The organism is Bacillus sp. TE9106W, from assembly GCF_054062215.1.
Genome location: NZ_JBSSFA010000001.1, coordinates 386078 through 407440, shown reverse-complemented (window position 1 = coordinate 407440; position 21363 = coordinate 386078). Strand labels below are relative to the sequence as shown.

The window sequence follows — 21363 nt, the reverse complement described above, 5'->3', positions numbered from 1 at the left end:
TATATAAAAGTCAGAATATTATGATTGTAACGTTATGGTGACTATAATATAATGAAAACAACCATCATGAATGAACATTCATTTATCTCGCTATTTGTGGGCAGTAAGATTCCACCTCAAAATTCAGCAAAATTAAAGAAGTTAGCTGGGTGATCAACTGCCCGTAAAAGCCCGATTGGTGTGGGCTAATAATCAGTGGGGGGAACACCTCCCACTAATTAAAGTTTCACTTTATTTTTTATGTATTTGAAGGGGGAATGAAGGTGGAAAAACCATGGTTGAAAAATTATCCAGAGGAAATTCCAAGTACGATTTCTTATGATATTCAGCCGCTTCATAAATATGTAGAACAGATGGCTTCTCGCTATCCAGAAAAGAAAGCGCTTCACTTTTTAGGGAAGGATATTACATTTTCACACTTCCATGATAAGGTGAAGAGGTTTGCAAATTATCTTCAAAAGCTCGGTGTGGAAAAGGGTGATCGAGTTGCTATTATGTTGCCGAATTGTCCGCAAGCTGTAATTGGTTATTACGGTACATTACTCGCGGGAGGTATCGTAGTTCAAACAAATCCATTATATACAGAAAGAGAATTAGAATATCAGCTTCATGACTCGGGAGCAAAAGTAATCCTTTGCCTCGATTTAGTGTTCCCAAGAGTAACGAATGTTCAATCTGCTACAAAAATTGAGCATGTTATCGTAACTCGTATTGCGGACTTTTTGCCCTTCCCTAAAAATCTATTGTATCCATTTGTGCAGAAAAAACAGTCGAATTTAGTTGTAAAAGTATCAGAGAGTGAAACGATTCACCTTTGGAACTCAGTAGAAAAAGAAGTGAATACAGGTGTTGAGGTGCCTTGTGATCCTGAAAATGATCTAGCTCTTTTACAGTACACAGGAGGAACAACTGGATTTCCGAAAGGCGTTATGTTAACGCATAAAAACCTCGTTTCTAACACTTTGATGGGAGTTCAATGGTTATATAATTGCAAAGAAGGAGAAGAAGTCGTTCTTGGGGTTCTTCCATTTTTCCACGTGTACGGCATGACGGCTGTTATGAATTTAAGTATTATGCAAGGATACAAAATGGTTCTTATTCCAAAATTTGACATGAAAATGGTTTTTGAAGCGATTAAGAAGCATAAAGTGACATTGTTTCCAGGAGCACCAACTATTTATATCGCTCTTTTAAATAGCCCGCTTTTAAAAGAATACGATATTTCTTCTATTCGTGCTTGTATTAGTGGATCAGCCCCACTGCCGGTAGAAGTACAGGAAAAGTTCGAAACAGTTACAGGTGGTAAATTAGTAGAGGGATATGGTTTAACAGAATCATCTCCAGTTACACATAGTAATTTTTTATGGGAAAAGCGAGTACCAGGTAGCATTGGAGTTCCGTGGCCAGATACAGAAGCAATGATTATGTCGCTTGAAACTGGTGAGGCATTACCACCGGGAGAAATCGGTGAAATTGTAGTAAAAGGTCCTCAGATTATGAAAGGGTATTGGAATAAGCCAGAAGAAACAGCAGCCGTACTGCAAGATGGATGGCTCCATACAGGGGATGTTGGCTACATGGATGAAGATGGCTTTTTCTATGTGAAAGATCGTAAGAAAGATATGATTGTTGCGAGCGGATTTAATGTGTATCCTCGTGAAGTAGAAGAGGTATTATATGAGCATGAGAAGGTACAAGAAGTAGTGACGATTGGAGTTCCTGATCCGTATAGGGGAGAGACAGTTAAAGCGTTTGTTGTGTTAAAAGAAGGTACGGAGTGTTCTGAGGAAGAATTAAATCAGTTTGCTCGTAAATATTTAGCGGCCTATAAAGTGCCGAAAGTATATGAGTTTAGAGATGAACTGCCGAAAACGACAGTTGGAAAAATTTTGCGCCGTGTCCTAATTGAGGAAGAGAAAAGAAAGAATGAGGATGAGCAAACGGGCTAAGGCCCTTTCTTTTTGAAAAAATGGGATTGACACTTTTCTAAATAGTCAGTATTATAAGAATATGAATGACTATTCATTCAGTCATCTTCTTGAAGGGGACAGTAAAGTGAAGAAAAATAGACCGAAGTACAATCAAATTATTGATGCGGCAGTCATTGTGATTGCGGAGAATGGGTACCATCAAGCGCAAGTTTCTAAAATAGCAAAGCAAGCTGGGGTAGCTGATGGCACGATTTATTTATATTTTAAAAATAAAGAAGATATATTAATATCCTTATTCCAAGAGAAGATGGGAGAATTTGTCGAAACAATTCGTCAAAAAACAGCAGGAATTGAAAGCGCTGTATCGAAGTTATTCATGTTGGTAGAAACGCACTTCTTGCTGTTGTCGCAAAATGATCCTCTTGCTATCGTTACGCAATTAGAGCTAAGACAGTCCAATCAAGACTTACGCCTGAAAATAAATGAAGTATTAAAAGGCTACTTACAAGTCATTGATGAGATTTTAGAGACAGGTATAAAGCAAGGTGAATTCCAAGCGGATTTAAATGTTCGCGTGGCAAGACAAATGATCTTTGGAACAGTAGATGAAGTTGTGACCAATTGGGTAATGAGCGATCATAAGTATGATCTGGTCGCACTTTCAAAAACGGTACATGGGCTACTTATTGCAGCTTGTGGTTATCGTCAATAATGGGAGGGATCATGTTGAAATTCCTATCTGTAAGAGTTGAAGATCATATCGCGGTGGCTACGTTAAATCATGCGCCAGCTAACGCGATGTCTTCACAAGTTATGCATGACGTTACTGAATTAATTGATCAAGTGGAGAAGGATGATAATATTCGTGTTGTTGTTATTCACGGTGAAGGGCGCTTCTTCTCGGCGGGAGCAGATATTAAAGAATTTACATCTGTTACTGAAGCGAAGCAAGCGACTGAATTAGCGCAGCTTGGACAAGTTACGTTTGAGCGCGTTGAAAAATGTTCAAGACCAGTTATCGCGGCAATTCATGGAGCGGCACTTGGCGGCGGTCTTGAGTTTGCTATGTCTTGCCACATGCGCTTTGCAACTGAAAGCGCAAAACTTGGTTTACCTGAATTAACACTTGGATTAATTCCTGGATTTGCAGGTACACAGCGATTACCACGTTATGTTGGGAAAGCGAAAGCTTGTGAAATGATGTTAACAAGTACACCGATTACTGGTGCAGAAGCATTAAAATGGGGACTAGTTAACGGAGTTTTTGCTGAAGAAACATTTTTAGATGATACGCTTAAAGTTGCAAAACAGATTGCTGGAAAAAGCCCAGCGACGACTCGTGCTGTACTAGAGTTATTGCAAACGACGAAATCGTCTCATTATTATGAAGGTGTACAACGCGAAGCTCAAATCTTTGGTGAAGTATTTACGAGTGAAGATGGAAGAGAAGGTGTCGCAGCATTTTTAGAAAAGCGTAAGCCTTCATTTAGTGGCAGGTAGTTCAATTATTTTTTTTAATATAAATTAACAGAAAATTAAAATTGATAGAATCTTTCTGAAAAACAAGGGGGTAAATGGAATGAACATCTACGTACTCATGAAACGAACATTTGATACAGAAGAAAAAATCGTAATTAAAAACGGTGCAATTTACGATGGCGAAGCGGAATTCATCATCAACCCTTACGATGAATATGCGATTGAAGAAGCAATTCAAGTAAGAGACGCACAAGGTGGAGAAGTTACTGTTGTAACAGTCGGTGGCGAAGATAGTGAGAAAGAACTTCGTACGGCATTAGCGATGGGCTGTGATAAAGCGGTATTAATTAATATTGAAGATGATGTAGAAAATGGTGACCAGTTTACAACAGCAAAAGTGCTTGCTGAATATTTAAAAGATAAAGATGCAGATTTAATTTTAGGCGGAAACGTTGCAATTGATGGTGCATCTGGACAAGTTGGTCCGCGTGTAGCTGAAGCATTAAATATTCCGTACGTAACGACAATTACAAAACTTGAAATTGACGGTACAAACGTGAAGATTGAGCGCGATGTTGAAGGTGATACAGAAGTGATTGAAACTTCATTACCAGTTTTAGTAACAGCACAGCAAGGTTTAAATGAACCGCGTTATCCATCGCTTCCAGGTATTATGAAAGCGAAGAAAAAGCCACTAGAAGAATTAGAATTAGATGATTTAGATTTAGAAGAAGATGATGTGGAAGCAAAGACAAAAACAATTGAAATCTATTTGCCTCCTAAGAAAGATGCAGGAAAAGTGTTACAAGGCGAGCTGCAAGATCAAGTAAAAGAACTTGTATCGTTGCTCCATACAGAAGCGAAAGTAATCTAATAAAATACGAAATTATATATGCAGGAGGGAAAATCTATGGCTCGTAAAGTATTAGTAATGGGTGAAGTTCGTGATGGATCGCTACGTAACGTTTCGTTTGAAGCGGTAGCAGCAGCAAAAACAATTGCAGAAGGCGGTGAAGTAGTAGGTCTTCTAGTTGGAGACAGCGTTGCTTCTTTTGCAAATGAATTGATTCATTACGGTGCAGATCGCGTTGTGACAGTTGAAAATGATAAATTAAAATCATATACATCTGATGGCTATGCACAAGCATTTTTAGCTGTATATGCTGAAGAAAATCCAGAAGGTATTGTATTTGGACATACAGCACTTGGGAAAGATTTATCACCAAAATTAGCAGCGAAGCTTGAAGCTGGTCTAGTTTCTGACGTAACTGCTTTAGAAGTTGAAGGTGGAAATGTTATCTTCACTCGTCCAATCTACTCTGGTAAAGCATTTGAGAAGAAGATTGTAACAGACGGCATTTTATTTGCGACAGTGCGTCCAAATAACATCGCAACGCTTGAAAAAGATGAGTCTCGCAGTGGTGACGTGTCTTCTATTACAGTAGATGTGAAAGACTTGCGTACAATCATACAAGATGTCGTCCGTAAGACGGCAGAAGGCGTTGACCTTTCAGAAGCGAAAGTGATTATCGCTGGCGGACGCGGTGTGAAGAGTGAAGACGGATTTAAACCATTAAAAGAGTTAGCTGACGTACTAGGCGGCGCTGTGGGAGCATCTCGTGGTGCTTGTGACGCTGAGTATTGCGATTATTCATTACAAATTGGTCAAACTGGTAAAGTTGTTACACCAGACCTATACATTGCGTGCGGTATTTCTGGTGCGATTCAGCATTTAGCTGGTATGTCTAACTCAAAAATAATCGTTGCGATTAACAAAGACCCAGAAGCAAGTATCTTCAAAGTAGCTGACTACGGTATTGTTGGCGATTTATTTGAAGTCGTACCACTTTTAACAGAAGAGTTTAAAAAGTTAAAAGTACATTCATGATTTGAGTACCCTTGAGTTCCAAGTGAAGTACCCCTATATATAGAAAAAGGTGAGAGATCCCCTGTCTCTCATCTTTTTAGTATTTAATCCGTATTTTTATATAGTATAAAGGAACACTTTTTTGTTACAATACATAACGATACATATTATTCGCCACGTATATAAGTTAATGATATACTCTTGGTAGAATATACTTGAAGGAGGAAATAAAATGGCAATTGTAAACGCAAATGACCAAAGCTTCGCAGCAGAAACTAGCGAAGGTGTTGTATTATTAGATTTCTGGGCACCTTGGTGTGGACCTTGTAAAATGATCGCTCCTGTATTAGAGGAAATTGATGCAGAACTAGGCGAAAAAGTAAAAGTAGTAAAAGTAGACGTGGATGAAAACCAAGAAACTGCTCGTCAATTCGAAGTAATGAGCATTCCAGCTCTTTTCGTATTAAAAGACGGTAAAGTAGTTGATCAAGCGTTAGGTTACAAACCGAAAGAAGCGTTAGTAGAATTAGTTTCTAAACACTTCTAAAATAAAGGAGCTACCATTTGGTAGCTTTTTTTATTTTCCTTTTTTACACCTTTCCGTTACAATAAAAGAACGTATGTTGGGTGTTTTGGCATAGTATGTTTTCATGTGAAAATAAAAATGCTAAGCATGTAGAAATGGAGGGTAACGAGTGCACGAACATTTAAAAGAAAAATTGGCTATTTTACCAGATCAACCTGGTTGTTATTTAATGAAAGATAAGCAAGGAACGGTTATATATGTCGGAAAGGCAAAAGTGCTTAAAAATCGTGTGCGCTCGTACTTTACTGGTTCGCATGACGGGAAAACACTTCGGCTAGTAGGAGAAATTGTAGATTTTGAATATATTGTAACCTCCTCAAATCTAGAGGCGCTCATTTTGGAGTTAAACTTAATAAAAAAACATGACCCAAAATATAATATTCAATTAAAAGATGATAAAACATATCCTTTTATTAAAATTACAGCTGAGAAACAACCGCGCTTACTTATTACGCGAAATGTAAAAAAGGATAAAGGAAAGTATTTTGGCCCTTATCCGAATGCACAATCAGCTCATGAAACGAAAAAACTGCTGGATCGTATGTATCCGCTTCGTAAGTGCTCAAATATGCCTGATAAAGTTTGTTTATATTATCATATGGGTCAATGTTTAGCACCTTGTGTGAAAGAAGTGACGGAAGAACAAAATAAAGAAATTGTAGATGAAATTATTAAGTTTTTAAATGGTGGGCATAAAGAAGTTCGTTCAGAATTAGAAACAAAAATGTATGAAGCTTCAGAGAAACTAGAGTTTGAACGTGCAAAAGAGTTACGTGATCAAATCGCTCATATCGATGCGATTATGGAAAAACAAAAGATGATTATGAGTGATTTAGTGGACCGTGATGTGTTTGGCTATGCAGTTGATAAAGGGTGGATGTGTGTGCAAGTTTTCTTCGTTCGAAAAGGAAAGCTAATTGAACGTGATGTTTCTATGTTTCCAATATATGATGAACCAGAAGAGGGATTCTTAACGTTTATCGGTCAATTTTATGAAAACAGCAGTCATTTTAAGCCGAAAGAAATAGTTGTTCCAGGAAGTATAGACTCAGAATTAGTAGAACGCTTTTTAGAAGTAGAAGCGACACAGCCGAAACGCGGTAAGAAAAAAGATCTTGTAGAACTGGCAAATAAAAATGCGAAGATTGCCTTGGAAGAGAAATTCTATTTAATTGAACGTGATGAAGAGCGAACGATTAAAGCTGTAGAGAATTTAGGGAAGCAGCTCGGAATTGAAACGCCTTATCGTATTGAAGCATTTGATAACTCAAATATTCAAGGGACAAATCCTGTTTCTGCAATGATTGCTTTTATTGATGGGAAACCAGCTAAGAAAGAATACAGGAAATATAAAATTAAAACAGTTCAAGGACCAGATGATTATGAGTCTATGAGAGAAGTTGTGAGACGCCGTTATACAAGGGCGCTGAAAGAGGGGTTACCTTTACCAGATTTAATCATTATTGATGGCGGAAAAGGTCATCTGGCGGCTGCAAGTGATGTTCTAGAAAATGAACTCGGTTTATATATTCCGATGGCAGGTCTTGTAAAAGATGACAAACATAAAACATCTCATTTAATTATTGGAGATCCACCTGAACCTGTGATGCTGGAGAGAAATAGCCAAGAATTTTATTTATTGCAGCGTGTTCAAGATGAAGTGCATCGATTTGCGATTACATTTCATCGTCAATTACACGGGAAATCTGTCATTCAATCAGCACTGGATGATATTCCTGGAATCGGTGATAAACGGAAAAAGGTATTGTTAAAACATTTTGGTTCATTAAAGAAGATGAAAGAAGCTTCTATAGAGGAATTTGTCGAAGCAGGTATGCCGAAAAATGTCGCAGAGACGATTTATACTTATTTAACAGATAAGAAGACGTTGTAGTTTACAATGTCTTCTATTTTTTGGTATAATTTCTGAAGATTTAAAATAAATTCAAATGAATGAAAATGCAAAAAAGTCAACTAAACTTATATGTCTAGTTGACCGCGGGTAATGCTACACTTCAATGAGATCTTTTATATCCCATTTCACAAGAAATGTAATAGAGTCTGAACGTTTTTTCTTTTCTTCGTAGGACTCTGCAACGACGTTTCGTTGCTTTTGAATTTGTTCAGCGATGAATCCAGCTTCTAATTGATAAGAAGAATGTCTTTTTTGTTTTTGACGTTCAGCAATGAGCGTGCCTTTAAGTTGGAACTGCATTTCACGACGCTTATGTTCAATAATGCTTAAAGTGCCCCAGCCAGCTTTTTCAAAGAACTGAATGACTTCTTCAATTGTTTCTAGTGGATATTTTCTTGCAAGGTTTCTACCGGACCAGTATAAAATACCATCTAAATCGTTACCGATTAAATCAGGTAGTAATTCTTCACGTAGCAATTCATAAGCGAAGGCGTTCAATGAAACATCTTCTAAAGATGTTGTATCGATTGTATTTTTACTCACAATATTCCCCTCTTTCTATAGGGATTATTATATAACATTTCTCATTTATAAAAACAGATTTTTCTTTAGGAAAATCTGAATATATAAGAAGAAAAAAAGAAATGGCAAATTATATGCAAATTATGTATACGTTTTCTTGACGCTTCGACAAAAATAGGAGTAAAATGAACTTGGTATCAAATTATGCTGAAATATTTCGAATAATTTTTTCAGTTTTTCTTATGCCAATAGTGAAAAAACATTATTGCCATAAACTAATCTGAAAACAGCAGTCAATCACTCAAGGGGGGTAATGGGGACATGAAAGGCCGCGAGTATACGTTTCGTAAGTGGCACTCATTAATGGGGGTCATCCCGGTTGGTGTCTTTTTGACGCAACATTTAATTGTAAACAACTTTGCAACACGAGGAGCAGAGGCTTTTAACAAAGCTGCAGGCTTTATGGAGCTCCTTCCATTCCGGTATGCGCTAGAAATTTTCATTATCTTTTTACCAATACTGTACCATGCTATATATGGCTTATATATTGCATTTACAGCTAAGAACAATGCGGTTTCTTACGGTTATTTCCGTAACTGGATGTTCGTCTTCCAAAGAATTTCAGGTATCGTTACGCTGATTTTCATTGCTTGGCACGTCTGGGAAACTCGTATTCAAGCAATGTTAGGTAAAGAGGTAAACTATGATATGATGGCTGATATTTTAAACAATCCAGCTATGTTCGCATTCTACTTAGTTGGTGTTGTTTCAACAATTTTCCACTTTGCAAATGGACTATGGACATTCTGCATTAGCTGGGGAATTACAGTATCACCACGTTCACAAAGAATCTCTACTTATGTAACATTAGCTATTTTCTTAGGTCTATCTTATGTAGGTGTGAGTGCATTATTAGCGTTCATCGATCCACAGCTAGCAAACCAGTAAGGAGTGGGAGAGCATGAAAGGGAAACTTATAGTAGTCGGCGGTGGCTTGGCTGGCTTAATGGCAACGATTAAAGCGGCGGAAGCAGGAGTAAATGTTGAACTGTTCTCTTTAGTACCAGTAAAACGTTCGCATTCTGTATGTGCCCAAGGTGGAATTAACGGTGCCGTAAATACGAAAGGTGAAGGGGATTCTCCATGGATCCACTTTGACGATACAATTTATGGTGGGGACTTCTTAGCGAACCAACCACCAGTTAAAGCAATGTGTGAAGCAGCACCTGGTATCATTCATTTAATGGACCGTATGGGTGTTATGTTCAACCGTACGGAAGAAGGACTTCTTGATTTCCGTCGTTTTGGTGGAACGCAACATCACCGTACAGCATTTGCTGGTGCAACAACTGGACAGCAATTACTATACGCATTAGATGAGCAAGTACGTCGTCACGAAGTAGCAGGACTTGTAACGAAATATGAAGGTTGGGATTTCTTACGAGCTGTTGTAGATGATGAAGGTGTGTGCCGAGGAATCGTTGCACAAGACTTACAAACTATGGAGATTAGAAGTTTCCGAGCTGATGCCGTGATTATGGCAACAGGGGGCCCTGGTATCATTTTCGGAAAATCAACTAACTCTATTATTAATACAGGTACAGCAGCTTCTGCTGTATATCAACAAGGCGCATATTATGCAAACGGTGAGTTCATTCAAATTCACCCAACGGCAATTCCTGGAGACGATAAATTACGTCTTATGAGTGAATCTGCACGTGGTGAAGGTGGACGTGTTTGGACATATAAAGATGGTAAACCATGGTATTTCTTAGAAGAAAAATATCCGGCTTACGGAAACCTTGTACCTCGTGATATCGCAACGCGTGAAATCTTTGATGTTTGCGTAGAGCAAAAACTAGGTATTAACGGTGAAAATATGGTGTACTTAGATCTTTCTCATAAAGATCCAAAAGAACTAGATATTAAACTTGGTGGAATTATTGAAATCTATGAGAAATTTACAGGTGACGATCCTCGTAAACTACCAATGAAAATCTTCCCAGCTGTTCACTATTCAATGGGCGGGCTATGGGTTGATTATAAGCAGATGACAAGCATTCCAGGTTTATTTGCAGCAGGTGAGTGTGATTATTCTATGCACGGTGGTAACCGTCTTGGTGCGAACTCACTATTATCAGCAATTTACGGTGGTATGGTAGCAGGACCAAATGCAATTGAATATATGAAAGGTCTTTCTAAATCATCAGATGCTGTTTCATCTACTGTGTATGAACAAAATGAATTAATCGAAACAGAGAAATTTAACAATATTTTAACGCTCGATGGTAACGAAAATGCGTATGTTCTTCATAAAGAGCTTGGAGAATGGATGACAGATAACGTTACAGTAGTTCGTGAAAATAAAAAGTTATTAGAAACAGATGCAAAAATTGAAGAGTTAATGGCTCGTTATAAACGTATTAACATTAACGATACAGCAAAATGGAGTAACCAAGGTGCTTCATTTACACGCCAACTTGCAAATATGTTTGAGCTAGCACGTGTTATTACAATTGGTGCATATAACCGTAATGAGAGCCGTGGGGCGCATTACAAACCTGAATTCCCAAATCGTGATGATGCAAACTTCTTAAAAACTACGATGGCAAAATTTGAAGGAGAAGGAAATGCACCAGCATTCCATTACGAAGATGTGGATATTTCATTAATTAAACCACGTAAACGTGATTATTCTTCAAAACACGATGTAGCTGCTAAGGGTGAAGAGAAGGGGGATAAACAACATGTCTGAGAAAACAATCCGCCTCATCATTACGAGACAAGACGGACCAGACGCGCAAGCGTTTGATCAAGAGTTTGAAATTCCGTATCGTCCGAATATGAATATTATTTCGGCGCTTATGGAAATTCGCCGTAATCCTGTTGATTCAAAAGGAAACAAAACAACTCCGATTGCGTGGGATATGAACTGTTTAGAGGAAGTATGTGGTGCATGTTCGATGGTGATTAACGGAAAACCACGTCAATCATGTACAGCACTTATCGATCAATTAGAGCAACCAATTCGCTTAAAACCGATGAAGACATTCCCGGTTGTTCGTGACTTACAAGTTGACCGTAGTCGCATGTTTAATGCTCTAAAACGTGTTAAAGCTTGGATTCCAATTGATGGTACGTATGACTTAGGACCAGGACCAAGAATGCCAGAGAAGAAACGTCAATGGGCTTATGAGCTTTCAAAATGTATGACATGTGGTGTTTGCTTAGAATCATGTCCAAACGTAAATAGTAAATCTGACTTTATTGGACCAGCACCGTTATCACAAGCTCGTTTATTCAACTCACATCCAACGGGTGAAATGCATAAAGCAGATCGCTTACGTGCAATTATGGGTGATGGAGGACTTGCAAACTGTGGTAACTCTCAAAACTGTGTGCAATCATGTCCAAAGGGTATTCCATTAACAACTTCAATTGCGGCGTTAAACCGTGATACAACAATTCAATCGTTCAAAGATTTCTTTGGTAGCGATAATAACTATTAATAAATATTGCCTCTTCATATCGAAGAGGCAATATTTATAACTTTATTTTTCTGTTTATTCTGTTTATTTGAGGGTGAAAAGGAGAGGGAACAATGAAGAGGATTTCTTATATTGAAGACTTTGAGCAATGGGAAAGTGGTTTTTCGTTTTACAACCCTGTAAAGGTTCGTTTTGGTGAAGTAGATATGTTTGGACATGTAAATAATGTCGTTGCCTTTACCTATTTTGAAGAAGCACGTATCGCATTGTTTAAAGAACTTGGATTTATGCAAGAATGGACGCATGAATCTTCAGAAACGATGATTGTTGTTGCGGATTTACAATGTAATTTTATTAAGCAAATATATTTTGATGAACAGTTGAAGGTGTATGTAAAGGCGGGATCAGTTGGGAATTCTTCATTAGATTTGCATTATATGGTGAAGAATGCAGAAGGAGAAGTTTGCTTAGTTGGTCGTGGAATGATGGTTCAAGCATCGAAAAAAACGGGAAGAGGCGAACCGTGGCCTGAAGAGTGGAAGAAAAAATTACTACAATAATAGAGTGAAAGAAAAATAAGAGAGCAAAACGCTCTCTTATTTTTTGTATTCCATCGCTTCTTCTAATGTTAAATGATGTTTATATATGTATGTAGCGTATGGATTTCCAACGTAGCGCAAATGCCACGGTTCATATGAATATTCGGTTGTTTCTGTTTTATCTTCTAAATAACGAATGACAAAGCCAAATTCATGAGCATGTTTTGCAACCCATTTACCTTCGGCTGTCTCTCCAAAAATAGGCTCTAATTGGAATTTAGCAGATTTTGAACTAATATCCATTGCTAAACCAGTTTGATGTTCACTCGTACCAGGAATGGCGCTTACTGAATCTGCCTCGGCTTTTCCTTGACGTCTAACGTATGTATCATGTAATGATTTTTGGCGTTTGTATGAACGATAACCAGATACAGCTGTAAGTTCAAGTCCTTCTTTCTTTGCTGCTTCAAACATATTTTCAAGCGCATCTGCAGCATCTTTGCGTAGCAATGTTTTTTCTTTATCTTTTGGACTAGTAAATGGTACATTTGGTCTTGTTAAGTCTTCAGGTGTGTATCCATCTGGTAGTTTTCGATGTTTATTAACTAATACAAGGTTAGAATCTGGATTTGTTACAACGGAAAAATCATTGTCTAGCTTCTTGGCGTTATGATCAGCTTTTGGAAAAGCAGGAATCTCTTCTTTTTGGTGATTACTATGTTGTTGACTTTCGACAGCTTTCGCCTCGTTTTGTAGTGGTGATTTGGAACCGAAATAAGCGAAAGATGTGATACCGATTACAATAGTAGCGGCAGAAATAATAATTATTTTTTTCATGATGCCTTGTAATCACAATCCTTTCTTAATAAAATATGTATTGTTTTTATTATAAGTCTAGTTTGTTGAAAAAGAAATATAAGAGTCGTAACGTAATAGAAATGCAAAGAAAATGTCAGAAAATGTGTGAAATTGTAGTATTTTTTCATTTAATTCATTTCTTATCTTTCATGAAATGAATTTTTTATGTAATATATATACATAAGAAGATGTAGCGATTATCGAGAATAAGGAACTTCTTGTATAGACTAGGAGTGAATGGGAATGGATTTTGCAACAATTATTGGACTTATTTTAGGATTTGTAGCAGTGGTAGTAGGGATGGTCGTCAAGGGCGCTGACGTAACATCCTTATTGAATCCTGCCGCGGCATTAATTATTTTTATCGGTACATTAGCTGCAGTATGTATAGCCTTTCCGATGAATCAACTAAAAAGAGTTCCAAAATTATTTAAAGTTCTTTTTGGTTCAAATAAAAAGGATTTAAGTTATGAACAGTTGCTAGAATTATTTGTTCATTGGACATCAGAAAGTAGAAAATACGGTATTTTGTCTTTAGAGCAACAATTAGACAAAATTCAAGATGAATTTCTTTTACGTGGTATGAAATTTGTAATTGATGGCGTATCTGCAGAAGATTTAGAACAGATTTTAGAAGCTGAATTAGAAGCAATTGAAGAAAGGCATGCAAAGGGAGCTGCAATTTTTTCTCAAGCTGGTACATATGCACCAACACTAGGGGTTTTAGGTGCTGTTATCGGTCTTGTAGCTGCACTTGGTAATTTAACTGATATTGAAAAGTTAGGACATGCTATTTCAGGTGCGTTTATTGCGACGATTTTTGGTATTTTTTCAGGTTATGTATTATGGCATCCATTTGCTAATAAGTTAAAACAAAAATCTGCAGCTGAAATCGAAAAAAAGCGTTTAATCATTGATTGTTTATTAATGTTACAAGAAGGTACATATCCGTTTATTATGAAGAACCGCATTTTAGGTTCACTATCTGCGACTGAGCGTAAAAAGCTAGAAAAAGGAGCAGAAAAAAATGCGGAGTAAGAAAAATAGAAGAGGCAAAAAGAAAAAACATGAGGAACATATCGATGAAACGTGGTTAATTCCATATTCTGATATGTTAACGTTGTTATTTGCACTGTTTATCGTTTTGTTCGCAATGAGTAGTATAGATGCAGCGAAGTTTAAACAGATGGCAGTAGCGTTTCGAAGCGAACTAGCAGGTGGAACAGGAAATAAAGAGTTTTTAAGTGATCAGAAGCCAAATGATGAAAAGGAATTATCAGCAAGTAGCCTTGAGACAGAACAAGCAAAAAAACAAGAAGAAGCTAGAGAAAAAGAAAAAAAAGAAATGGATGAATTGAAAGCATTACAAAAAAAGATTGATCAATATATTAATGAAAAGCAATTATCCTCTTCTTTTCAAACTAAATTAACTGAAAAGGGATTAATGGTAACGATATTAGAAAATGTACTATTTGATTCTGGGAAAGCCGACGTGAAATTAGAATCACTAGGTATTGCGAAAGAAATGTCTAGCTTACTTGTTTCAGCGTCACCTCGTGAAATCACAGTATCTGGTCATACGGATAATGTTCCTATTGCCAACGCACAGTTTGCATCGAATTGGGAATTAAGTACGCAGCGGGCAGTTAATTTTATGCAAGTATTGCTCCAAAATAAAGAATTACAACCAGAAAAATTTAGTGCGATTGGTTACGGCGAATACCGTTCAATTGCTCCAAACAATACGCAAGAAGGAAAGGCGAAAAATAGACGTGTAGAAGTGTTTATCTTGCCTTTAACAGAGAAAGTAAAATAAAGAGGATGGCGAATGCCATCCTCTTTATTTTGTATCAAATGATTTTAAGTTGTCACGACGGATTTTATCTTTTTCTGCATCTGATTTTTTGAAATCATAATCATATAAAGCGCCTTCCCAATCACCATACATCGGATTAGGGAAAATAATAAATTTCTCACCAAATTGTGCTTTTGAATCTGCTACTGCTTGATTGCGATCTTTTACAGACTTTCCATCAAAACCAGTGAAGTCAGATAAGTTATCACCGAAGAATAAGATGATATCATGTGTTTGAGAAACGAGTTCACGTCGTTTTTCTTTTCCTTTTTCTTTCGGGTCTTGTAGTAATATATGTTCTTTTGTTGCTTGAGGAGCACCTACATGCTCAAGATTTTTAATTGTTGCATCTAGTTGGTTCGTTTTACGATTTGAGATGTAGTAAATATCTACACCTTTAGACTCTGTATATTTTAAGAAATCAATTGCACCTGGGAGGGCTTCAGCTTCAGCTTTATTAATCCAGTCATCCCATTTATATGGATAGCCTTTGCCTGTTTTTACGCTCATTGCTTGATGAGGACTGTTGTCTAAAACAGTTTCATCTAAATCAAGTACGATAGCAGGTTTTTTCTCTGTTCCTTTTGCAAGAACTGCATCAAGCTTCAATTGACCGATATTGTATCCTTGGTAGTACAGTGCTTTCATTTCACCGGCTGTTTGATACCATAAATCAGCCATTAATTGCTGGTCTGTTAATTTTACTTTCTCTTCTTTCGCCACTGTTTTCTCTGTTATTCCTGAACATGCTACAAGCGATGTAGATAGAACCGCTACAGATAATAAAGTGGTAATGCCCCTCTTCATCTTCATATGTACCCTCCTTGATGTTAGAAAACCAGTTAATATTATATATCGAAAAATAATATTTTTTGTATGAACATTTGCATATTGTCTTTTGTATATATAGTAGTATGTCCTATATTAGAAAGATGAGAAAAAATGATGGGAATTATTTTGACAAGTTTAATTGTCGAAATGACAATTATAATTGACAAATCATGTGATTTTATTTACAATTTTAACTAAATGAAACAAATGATGGATTAGAGAGATGCTACATAATAAGAGGATGGAGTGTAGTGCTATATTTTATCCTGAATAAACATAGTCTTTGAAAGAGAGTATGAATGATACTAAAGGGGAGGCTTTATACTTTGAGTTTACAAATTCAAAACTTAACGAAACAATTTGGGGAATCAAAAGCTGTTAACAGCTTGCAAATTTCGTTGCCAAAAGGTGAAGTGTTAGGATTACTTGGACGAAATGGTGCAGGAAAGACAACGACAATCAAAATGCTTCTCGGATTATTAACGCCTAATGAAGGCTCTATTACATGGGATGGAAAACCATTTGGGACTAGTGGGGTAACGATAGGATACTTACCAGAAGAAAGAGGTTTATATACAAAAAGTAGAGTAATAGACCAGTTGCGATATTTTGGTAGATTAGAAGGAATGACGAAAAAAGAAGTAGATCTTGCTATTGATCACTGGTTAGATCGATTAGCGATACCAGAATATAAATTTAAAACAGCAGGAGAGCTTTCAAAAGGGAACCAGCAAAAAATTCAATTAATTGCTGCTCTTCTTCATAATCCAGAACTTCTCATTTTAGATGAGCCGTTTAGCGGACTGGATCCAGTTAACGCTGGGATGTTAGCTAGCATTATTGAAGAACAAGTACAGAGCGGAAAGACAATTATTTTATCTAGTCATCGTATGGAACAAGTAGAAGCTTTTTGCCAACATGTATGTATTTTGAAAAAAGGTGAAGCAGTCGTAAAAGGCCAGTTAAGTGATATTAAAAAAGAATATGGTTTCCGTAATTTAACGATTGAAGATACAGAAGAGAATGAGAAGGGGTTACAAGCTATACATGTATCGTATGAAAAACAACAAGGCCTTCTTTATGTAAAAGTACAAGATGATGCAGAAGCTCTCAACATTTTACAACAATTGCAAGAGCAGGGTGTTACCTTAAGACAATTTAAAATGTTAGAGCCGACGTTAAACGAAATCTTTGTAGAGAGGGCGAAATAACAATGCGTAAATTTTCACATGTATTTTCATTTTATTTTAGAGAAGCGTTTTTATCTAAAAAATCATTAATTACGAGTGCGATTTTATTTTTAGTTGTGTTTGGGCTTTTTGCTTTTAATCATTTCACAGCTGATAACGATAAAGGAAAAGATAAATTTGCTGTAGTAACAGAAAGCGATACGTATAAAGTGCAAGAAAGTGATGTAGCAAAGTTACTTCCGTCTGCTAAAGTAACGGTAGAAAATAAGGATAAGTTTAATGAGCTACGTAAGCAAGTAGAAGATGGGGATTTAGACGGTTTATTCCGTATTACAGAAAAGAATGGTATTCCAGAAGTGACGTATATGTATAGTGGTTTTCCAAGTCAATCAACTGCTACACTTATGGCGAGTTATTTGAAGGAACAGTATACAGCGGTAATGATTGAAAAAAATAACGTATCTGCAGAAGTAGCAAAGCAGTTACAGATGGAAATTCCGTTAAAGCAAGAGGCAGTAAAGGATCATGCATCTTCCTTTGGGATTGGCTATGTTTTCTCGTTTGCTTTATATATGTTTATTGTTATCTTTGGTGCTGCAATTGGAACAACTGTAGCATCTGAAAAATCATCCCGTGTTATGGAGTTAATGCTTCCGAAAGTAAAACCATTAACAATGCTACATGCCAAAATTTTAGCAATTGTTTCTAGTGCTTTACTATTACTTGTTATTGCTTCTTTCGGTTTTGTTGTACCAAATTTATTAGGATGGGTAGATTTAGAAAATGCATCTTTAATAGGACTCACACTAGATTTTTCTAAATTGGATGCTGTAGTAATTAGTATGTTCTTTGTGTATTTTGTTACGGGTTACTTACTATACGCAATGCTATATGCAGCGGTTGGTGCTGTTGTGTCAAAAATTGAGGATGTACAATCTCTTTCGTTCCCAATTACAATGTTAGGTATGGCAGCATTTTTTATTAGTCTTAAATCATTATTTGATCCAAATAGTACATTAGCTATAGTTAGTTCATATATTCCATTCTTTACACCTATGGTTACTTTTTCAAGGCTTGTATCTGGTGAAGCGGGCACTGTAGAAATTATTGTGACGTTAGTCATTTTATTGGTGACTATTGTTATCGTCAATATGCTTACAAGCCGCATTTACGTAAACGGTGTAATGAATTACTCAGACAAAGTGAAATTTAAAGATTTAGCGAAATTTATAAAGCGTCAATAATGAGAGAAAAGTATGATTTCCGATTGAAATCATGCTTTTTCTTTATGTATAAATTAAAAATAGTATATAATAATAAGAGTCGTCTTTTAATAGAATGAATAAAAAGGAGGGTGTGCAGATGGGGATTAGTAGTCGTTTTACAGTAGGTGTTCATATGCTGACATTACTTGCGATAGATCGAAACTCTCGCTGTACCTCTGAATGGATTGCCGGTAGTGTGAATACAAATCCAGTTGTGATTCGTCGCATTACAGGAATGTTGAAGAGAGCAGGACTTGTTGATGTACAAGCTGGTAAAGGTGGTACGACACTTGCTCGTGATTTAGAAGAAATTACATTACTTGATGTATATAAAGCAGTGGAAGTTGTAGAAGAAGGACAGCTATTTTCCTTCCATGAAAATCCCAACATTGAATGTCCAGTAGGAGCTAATATTCAATCAGTATTAGAAATTATTTTAATGCAAGCGCAAGAAGCGATGGAAAACGTACTTGCAAATGTAACGGTAGATCAATTAGTTACAAATTTAAAGTCTAAAATGAAAGAGTAAAAAAGCGAGCATCCTCATAATGAGGGCTCGCCTTTTTTTATTCAGAAATATTGAAAGTTCTATTTTTCAGTATTTAAAATAAATTTGCCTACGATAGCTGCTACGATACCGCCAAGAATTGGTGCAACGATGAATACCCATAGTTGAGAAAGTGCTTCTCCGCCAACGAATAAAGCTGGTGCGATACTACGAGCTGGGTTAACAGAAGTCCCAGTTAACGGAATACCTAATAAGTGGACTAAAACTAATGTGAAACCAATTACTAATCCTGCTAGAGAAGAACTTCCTTTTTTACCTGTTACAGCAACGATTACTAAAATGAATACGAAAGTTAAAATAAATTCAACTAGAAATGCTCCAGATAAACCAAGAGTTCCAAAACCGTTTTGTCCTAAATTATCTAAAGGTGTTTTAGCGGATTGTAAAATTGTTACCAATGTTGCAGTTCCTAATAAACCACCTAAAATTTGAGCTAATACATAATAACAAAGTTCCATAGCGTTCATTCTTTTATTGATGAACATAGCTACTGATACTGCGGGGTTAATGTGACATCCAGAAATTGTTCCGATGCTATATGCCATAGCCACAATAGATAGACCGAAAGCCATAGCGATTCCTAATGTCCCAATTCCCTCAATTCCGCCGCCAATGACAGCTACTCCAGTTCCGAATAATACTAGTACAAATGTACCAATAAATTCAGCGATTGCTTTTTTTAACATAATTTACCTCCTATTATTGCGCATGAAACGTATTATAACATAGGTTTTAGTATAAACTGCCAATGAAATACTATTCTGATAAGGCGAAATAGGGGGACAATAAAAGAAGAGTATGGTTCTTTGTTATAGAACCATACTCTTTTTTATGCTGTTTTTTTCTGTTTAACGACTGGAACAGAACGGTTTAAAATGCTATTTGCAACCATTCCTAACATAATAATAATCATTCCAAGTAGGGAAAGCCCGCCGGGAAATGAACCATTCAAGAAAACAATTTCGCCAAGCACGGTAAAGACCATCGTTCCAGCTTGTGTTGCTTCAACAGCTCCAAGCAGAGCGAGATTATCTTTTGCTAAGTCAGTAGCAAAGAAAAATGTCATTGTCGCTATAACGCCAGAACATAATGCTAACAAAAATCCTTGCAGCATTTGGCTCGATGTTGGAATACCCGTAGTAGAAAATCCGTATATACCAAGTAAAATGGTTATAGGAAGACTACCTATTGCCATTCCTAATACACGTTGGAATGTATCAAGACGCCCGCCAACAAGTTCCATCATTTTTCGGTTACCGAACGGATATAAGAAAGCAGCTAACACGACAGGTAAAAACCCTGAAATGAACTGAGTTATTGTAATGTGACCTGCAGCAGTTGCTTGCATACAAATTACACCAAGTAAAATAAATAATGCGACATATAAACTACGAAGTGGAATTTTTCCGCGTACAAGTTTTGTACCTGATTTCGTTTCTATTTTAACGAAAAATAGTGGTGATAGTAGTAAACCTGCTAATATCGTAACTTGCCAAGTTCCAGCAACGAGCCAAGCTGGAGAAAAGACAGCTGCAAAACTTAATAAAGAATAGAAACCAATACCAGCAACAGAACCCCACCCGATCCAAGCCAATGGATGTTTCTTTAATTCTTCCCATAACTCCCTTAAGTTTTTGCGAAATAAAACGATAAGGAATAAAATAGGGAGAGCAAATAAAAAACGGAAGGAAGCTGTCCAAGCCCAGCTCGTTCCAGATACATTCATCGCTCTATTAATAATAAAGGTTGCAGAAAAAAAGGCCGATGATAAAAGTCCTAATAATATTGCGCGCATGAAGTATAACACTCCTTTTGGAATTAAATGATTATGTATAGTATAATATACTTTAATGTTTTAAAAGTAAACTATTTTATGCTTTAAGGTGGTTTTATAGATGAAAGAACATGAAGATATGCAAACGAAAGAAGTCATTCAGCAAGTAGGTCAGCTATTAAGACAAATTCGAAATGAACAAAAATTAAGTTTAGAAGAATTAGCTCAAAAAACAGGGGTTAGTAAATTAACATTAGGAAAGATTGAAAGAGGCGAAACGAATCCGACGTTAGCTGTCATTTGGAAAATAACGAAAGGGTTATCGATTCCTTTATCGAGATTGATGGTTGTTGGAGAACCTGTAGCGGTTGCGCGCTGCGGAGAAGGATTTGCAGTAGATGTAGGACAAGCATGGCATCTAGAAACGATGTTCCGTTATACGAAAGAAACGGGGATGGAAATGCACCGTGCTTGTTTAAGGGCGAATAGTATATATGAACCAGAAGCCCATCATGAAGGTGCTATTGAGCTTGTAACGGTAATGAAAGGAAAAGTATCGATTCAAGTAGAAAGCGATGTATACGAATTAAATGAGTTTGACTCCATTCAATTTGAAGCGAATAAGAAACATAGTTATAAGAATGAAGAAGATGAAGTGGCAGTATTACATTTAACGATGAAATATTCTTCGTGAA

22 protein-coding genes are annotated in these 21363 nt (G+C 36.7%); 17 read left to right on the top strand and 5 right to left on the bottom strand.

The features are described 5' to 3' along the window. The first annotated feature begins 263 nt into the window (after positions 1–263). The 7 genes from ACVWY7_RS02240 to uvrC all read left to right on the top strand — a co-directional run bounded on the left by ACVWY7_RS02240 (position 264) and on the right by uvrC (position 7757). Positions 264–1949, top strand: coding sequence for a long-chain-fatty-acid--CoA ligase (locus tag ACVWY7_RS02240; RefSeq protein ID WP_000414720.1), 1686 nt, complete (start codon positions 264–266; stop codon positions 1947–1949). A gap of 106 nt (positions 1950–2055) precedes the next feature. Further along, complete coding sequence (locus tag ACVWY7_RS02235) at positions 2056–2643, top strand: TetR/AcrR family transcriptional regulator (protein WP_000742222.1); 588 nt, start codon at positions 2056–2058, stop codon at positions 2641–2643. An 11-nt stretch (positions 2644–2654) separates the two neighbouring features. Continuing rightward, positions 2655–3431 (top strand): enoyl-CoA hydratase, encoded by a 777-nt coding sequence (locus tag ACVWY7_RS02230; protein ID WP_105989290.1) that lies wholly within the window; start codon positions 2655–2657, stop codon positions 3429–3431. A gap of 79 nt (positions 3432–3510) precedes the next feature. Further along, entirely contained in the window at positions 3511–4284 is a 774-nt protein-coding gene (etfB, locus tag ACVWY7_RS02225) for an electron transfer flavoprotein subunit beta (protein ID WP_001029030.1), read from the top strand. 36 nt (positions 4285–4320) lie between these two features. Then, positions 4321–5298 carry an electron transfer flavoprotein subunit alpha gene (etfA, locus tag ACVWY7_RS02220; RefSeq protein WP_000101963.1) on the top strand — a complete coding sequence of 326 codons (978 nt, stop codon included), beginning with the start codon at positions 4321–4323 and terminating at the stop codon, positions 5296–5298. A gap of 211 nt (positions 5299–5509) precedes the next feature. Continuing rightward, complete coding sequence (trxA, locus tag ACVWY7_RS02215; protein ID WP_001018943.1) at positions 5510–5824, top strand: thioredoxin; 315 nt, start codon at positions 5510–5512, stop codon at positions 5822–5824. A 148-nt stretch (positions 5825–5972) separates the two neighbouring features. Continuing rightward, positions 5973–7757, top strand: coding sequence for an excinuclease ABC subunit C (uvrC, locus tag ACVWY7_RS02210; RefSeq protein WP_000544275.1), 1785 nt, complete (start codon positions 5973–5975; stop codon positions 7755–7757). Positions 7758–7871: 114 nt separating this feature from the next. On the opposite strand, the gene ACVWY7_RS02205 is transcribed toward uvrC, so the two are convergent. Beyond that, positions 7872–8321, bottom strand: coding sequence for a YslB family protein (locus tag ACVWY7_RS02205; protein ID WP_000042224.1), 450 nt, complete (start codon positions 8319–8321; stop codon positions 7872–7874). A gap of 300 nt (positions 8322–8621) precedes the next feature. Between ACVWY7_RS02205 and sdhC the strand changes: the two genes are divergently transcribed. From sdhC to ACVWY7_RS02185, 4 genes are all read left to right on the top strand, one after another. Then, a complete protein-coding gene (gene sdhC, locus ACVWY7_RS02200) occupies positions 8622–9248 on the top strand; it encodes a succinate dehydrogenase cytochrome B558 (protein ID WP_000678351.1) in 627 nt (208 codons plus the stop codon). 13 nt (positions 9249–9261) lie between these two features. Continuing rightward, positions 9262–11055 (top strand): succinate dehydrogenase flavoprotein subunit, encoded by a 1794-nt coding sequence (sdhA, locus tag ACVWY7_RS02195; protein WP_456523634.1) that lies wholly within the window; start codon positions 9262–9264, stop codon positions 11053–11055. Further along, positions 11048–11809, top strand: a complete 762-nt coding sequence (sdhB, locus tag ACVWY7_RS02190; protein WP_001291826.1) for a succinate dehydrogenase iron-sulfur subunit — start codon at positions 11048–11050, stop codon at positions 11807–11809. Before sdhA ends, sdhB begins: the two co-directional genes overlap by 8 nt. A 92-nt stretch (positions 11810–11901) precedes the next feature. Continuing rightward, positions 11902–12348, top strand: coding sequence for an acyl-CoA thioesterase (locus tag ACVWY7_RS02185; protein ID WP_000822740.1), 447 nt, complete (start codon positions 11902–11904; stop codon positions 12346–12348). A 36-nt stretch (positions 12349–12384) separates the two neighbouring features. Here ACVWY7_RS02185 and ACVWY7_RS02180 read toward each other — a convergent pair whose 3' ends face one another. Continuing rightward, positions 12385–13164, bottom strand: coding sequence for a M15 family metallopeptidase (locus ACVWY7_RS02180; RefSeq protein ID WP_000720180.1), 780 nt, complete (start codon positions 13162–13164; stop codon positions 12385–12387). 264 nt (positions 13165–13428) lie between these two features. Between ACVWY7_RS02180 and motA the strand changes: the two genes are divergently transcribed. After that, on the top strand, positions 13429–14223 hold the full coding sequence (gene motA / locus ACVWY7_RS02175) for a flagellar motor stator protein MotA (protein WP_000344861.1): 795 nt from the start codon (positions 13429–13431) through the stop codon (positions 14221–14223). After that, positions 14213–15001, top strand: a complete 789-nt coding sequence (motB, locus tag ACVWY7_RS02170) for a flagellar motor protein MotB (protein WP_001256750.1) — start codon at positions 14213–14215, stop codon at positions 14999–15001. Before motA ends, motB begins: the two co-directional genes overlap by 11 nt. A 24-nt stretch (positions 15002–15025) precedes the next feature. Here the strand turns inward: motB and ACVWY7_RS02165 are convergent, their stop codons facing one another. Further along, complete coding sequence (locus tag ACVWY7_RS02165; protein WP_144507691.1) at positions 15026–15853, bottom strand: 5'-nucleotidase, lipoprotein e(P4) family; 828 nt, start codon at positions 15851–15853, stop codon at positions 15026–15028. Positions 15854–16197: 344 nt separating this feature from the next. Between ACVWY7_RS02165 and ACVWY7_RS02160 the strand changes: the two genes are divergently transcribed. The 3 genes from ACVWY7_RS02160 to ACVWY7_RS02150 all read left to right on the top strand — a co-directional run bounded on the left by ACVWY7_RS02160 (position 16198) and on the right by ACVWY7_RS02150 (position 18855). Then, complete coding sequence (locus ACVWY7_RS02160; protein WP_000058137.1) at positions 16198–17082, top strand: ABC transporter ATP-binding protein; 885 nt, start codon at positions 16198–16200, stop codon at positions 17080–17082. Between the two features lie 2 nt (positions 17083–17084). Next, a complete protein-coding gene (locus tag ACVWY7_RS02155; RefSeq protein WP_001225000.1) occupies positions 17085–18305 on the top strand; it encodes an ABC transporter permease in 1221 nt (406 codons plus the stop codon). Positions 18306–18423: 118 nt separating this feature from the next. Beyond that, complete coding sequence (locus tag ACVWY7_RS02150) at positions 18424–18855, top strand: Rrf2 family transcriptional regulator (RefSeq protein WP_000512998.1); 432 nt, start codon at positions 18424–18426, stop codon at positions 18853–18855. Positions 18856–18914: 59 nt separating this feature from the next. Here the strand turns inward: ACVWY7_RS02150 and ACVWY7_RS02145 are convergent, their stop codons facing one another. Both ACVWY7_RS02145 and ACVWY7_RS02140 read right to left on the bottom strand, forming a co-directional pair. After that, positions 18915–19580: an aquaporin gene (locus ACVWY7_RS02145; protein WP_000913202.1), complete on the bottom strand. Its 666-nt coding sequence runs from the start codon at positions 19578–19580 to the stop codon at positions 18915–18917. Positions 19581–19723: 143 nt separating this feature from the next. Beyond that, the gene (locus ACVWY7_RS02140) at positions 19724–20689 is read right to left on the bottom strand and encodes a DMT family transporter (RefSeq protein WP_001201652.1); all 966 of its coding nucleotides are present in this window, start codon (positions 20687–20689) and stop codon (positions 19724–19726) included. Between the two features lie 100 nt (positions 20690–20789). Here ACVWY7_RS02140 and ACVWY7_RS02135 point away from each other — a divergent pair, with 100 nt between their 5' ends. Continuing rightward, positions 20790–21362 carry a helix-turn-helix domain-containing protein gene (locus tag ACVWY7_RS02135; RefSeq protein ID WP_000658049.1) on the top strand — a complete coding sequence of 191 codons (573 nt, stop codon included), beginning with the start codon at positions 20790–20792 and terminating at the stop codon, positions 21360–21362. Position 21363: the final 1 nt, after the last annotated feature.

Bases quoted from the DNA above. Each gene is read 5' to 3' on its own strand.
- ACVWY7_RS02145 (WP_000913202.1), bottom strand. From the start codon at position 19,580: ATGTTAAAAAAAGCAATCGCTGAATTTATTGGTACATTTGTACTAGTA.
- etfA (WP_000101963.1), top strand. From the start codon at position 4,321: ATGGCTCGTAAAGTATTAGTAATGGGTGAAGTTCGTGATGGATCGCTA.
- ACVWY7_RS02150 (WP_000512998.1), top strand. From the start codon at position 18,424: ATGGGGATTAGTAGTCGTTTTACAGTAGGTGTTCATATGCTGACATTA.
- trxA (WP_001018943.1), top strand. From the start codon at position 5,510: ATGGCAATTGTAAACGCAAATGACCAAAGCTTCGCAGCAGAAACTAGC.
- ACVWY7_RS02155 (WP_001225000.1), top strand. From the start codon at position 17,085: ATGCGTAAATTTTCACATGTATTTTCATTTTATTTTAGAGAAGCGTTT.
- motA (WP_000344861.1), top strand. From the start codon at position 13,429: ATGGATTTTGCAACAATTATTGGACTTATTTTAGGATTTGTAGCAGTG.
- sdhB (WP_001291826.1), top strand. From the start codon at position 11,048: ATGTCTGAGAAAACAATCCGCCTCATCATTACGAGACAAGACGGACCA.
- etfB (WP_001029030.1), top strand. From the start codon at position 3,511: ATGAACATCTACGTACTCATGAAACGAACATTTGATACAGAAGAAAAA.
- motB (WP_001256750.1), top strand. From the start codon at position 14,213: ATGCGGAGTAAGAAAAATAGAAGAGGCAAAAAGAAAAAACATGAGGAA.
- ACVWY7_RS02135 (WP_000658049.1), top strand. From the start codon at position 20,790: ATGAAAGAACATGAAGATATGCAAACGAAAGAAGTCATTCAGCAAGTA.
- ACVWY7_RS02185 (WP_000822740.1), top strand. From the start codon at position 11,902: ATGAAGAGGATTTCTTATATTGAAGACTTTGAGCAATGGGAAAGTGGT.
- ACVWY7_RS02180 (WP_000720180.1), bottom strand. From the start codon at position 13,164: ATGAAAAAAATAATTATTATTTCTGCCGCTACTATTGTAATCGGTATC.
- ACVWY7_RS02140 (WP_001201652.1), bottom strand. From the start codon at position 20,689: ATGCGCGCAATATTATTAGGACTTTTATCATCGGCCTTTTTTTCTGCA.
- ACVWY7_RS02165 (WP_144507691.1), bottom strand. From the start codon at position 15,853: ATGAAGATGAAGAGGGGCATTACCACTTTATTATCTGTAGCGGTTCTA.
- sdhA (WP_456523634.1), top strand. From the start codon at position 9,262: ATGAAAGGGAAACTTATAGTAGTCGGCGGTGGCTTGGCTGGCTTAATG.
- ACVWY7_RS02230 (WP_105989290.1), top strand. From the start codon at position 2,655: ATGTTGAAATTCCTATCTGTAAGAGTTGAAGATCATATCGCGGTGGCT.
- sdhC (WP_000678351.1), top strand. From the start codon at position 8,622: ATGAAAGGCCGCGAGTATACGTTTCGTAAGTGGCACTCATTAATGGGG.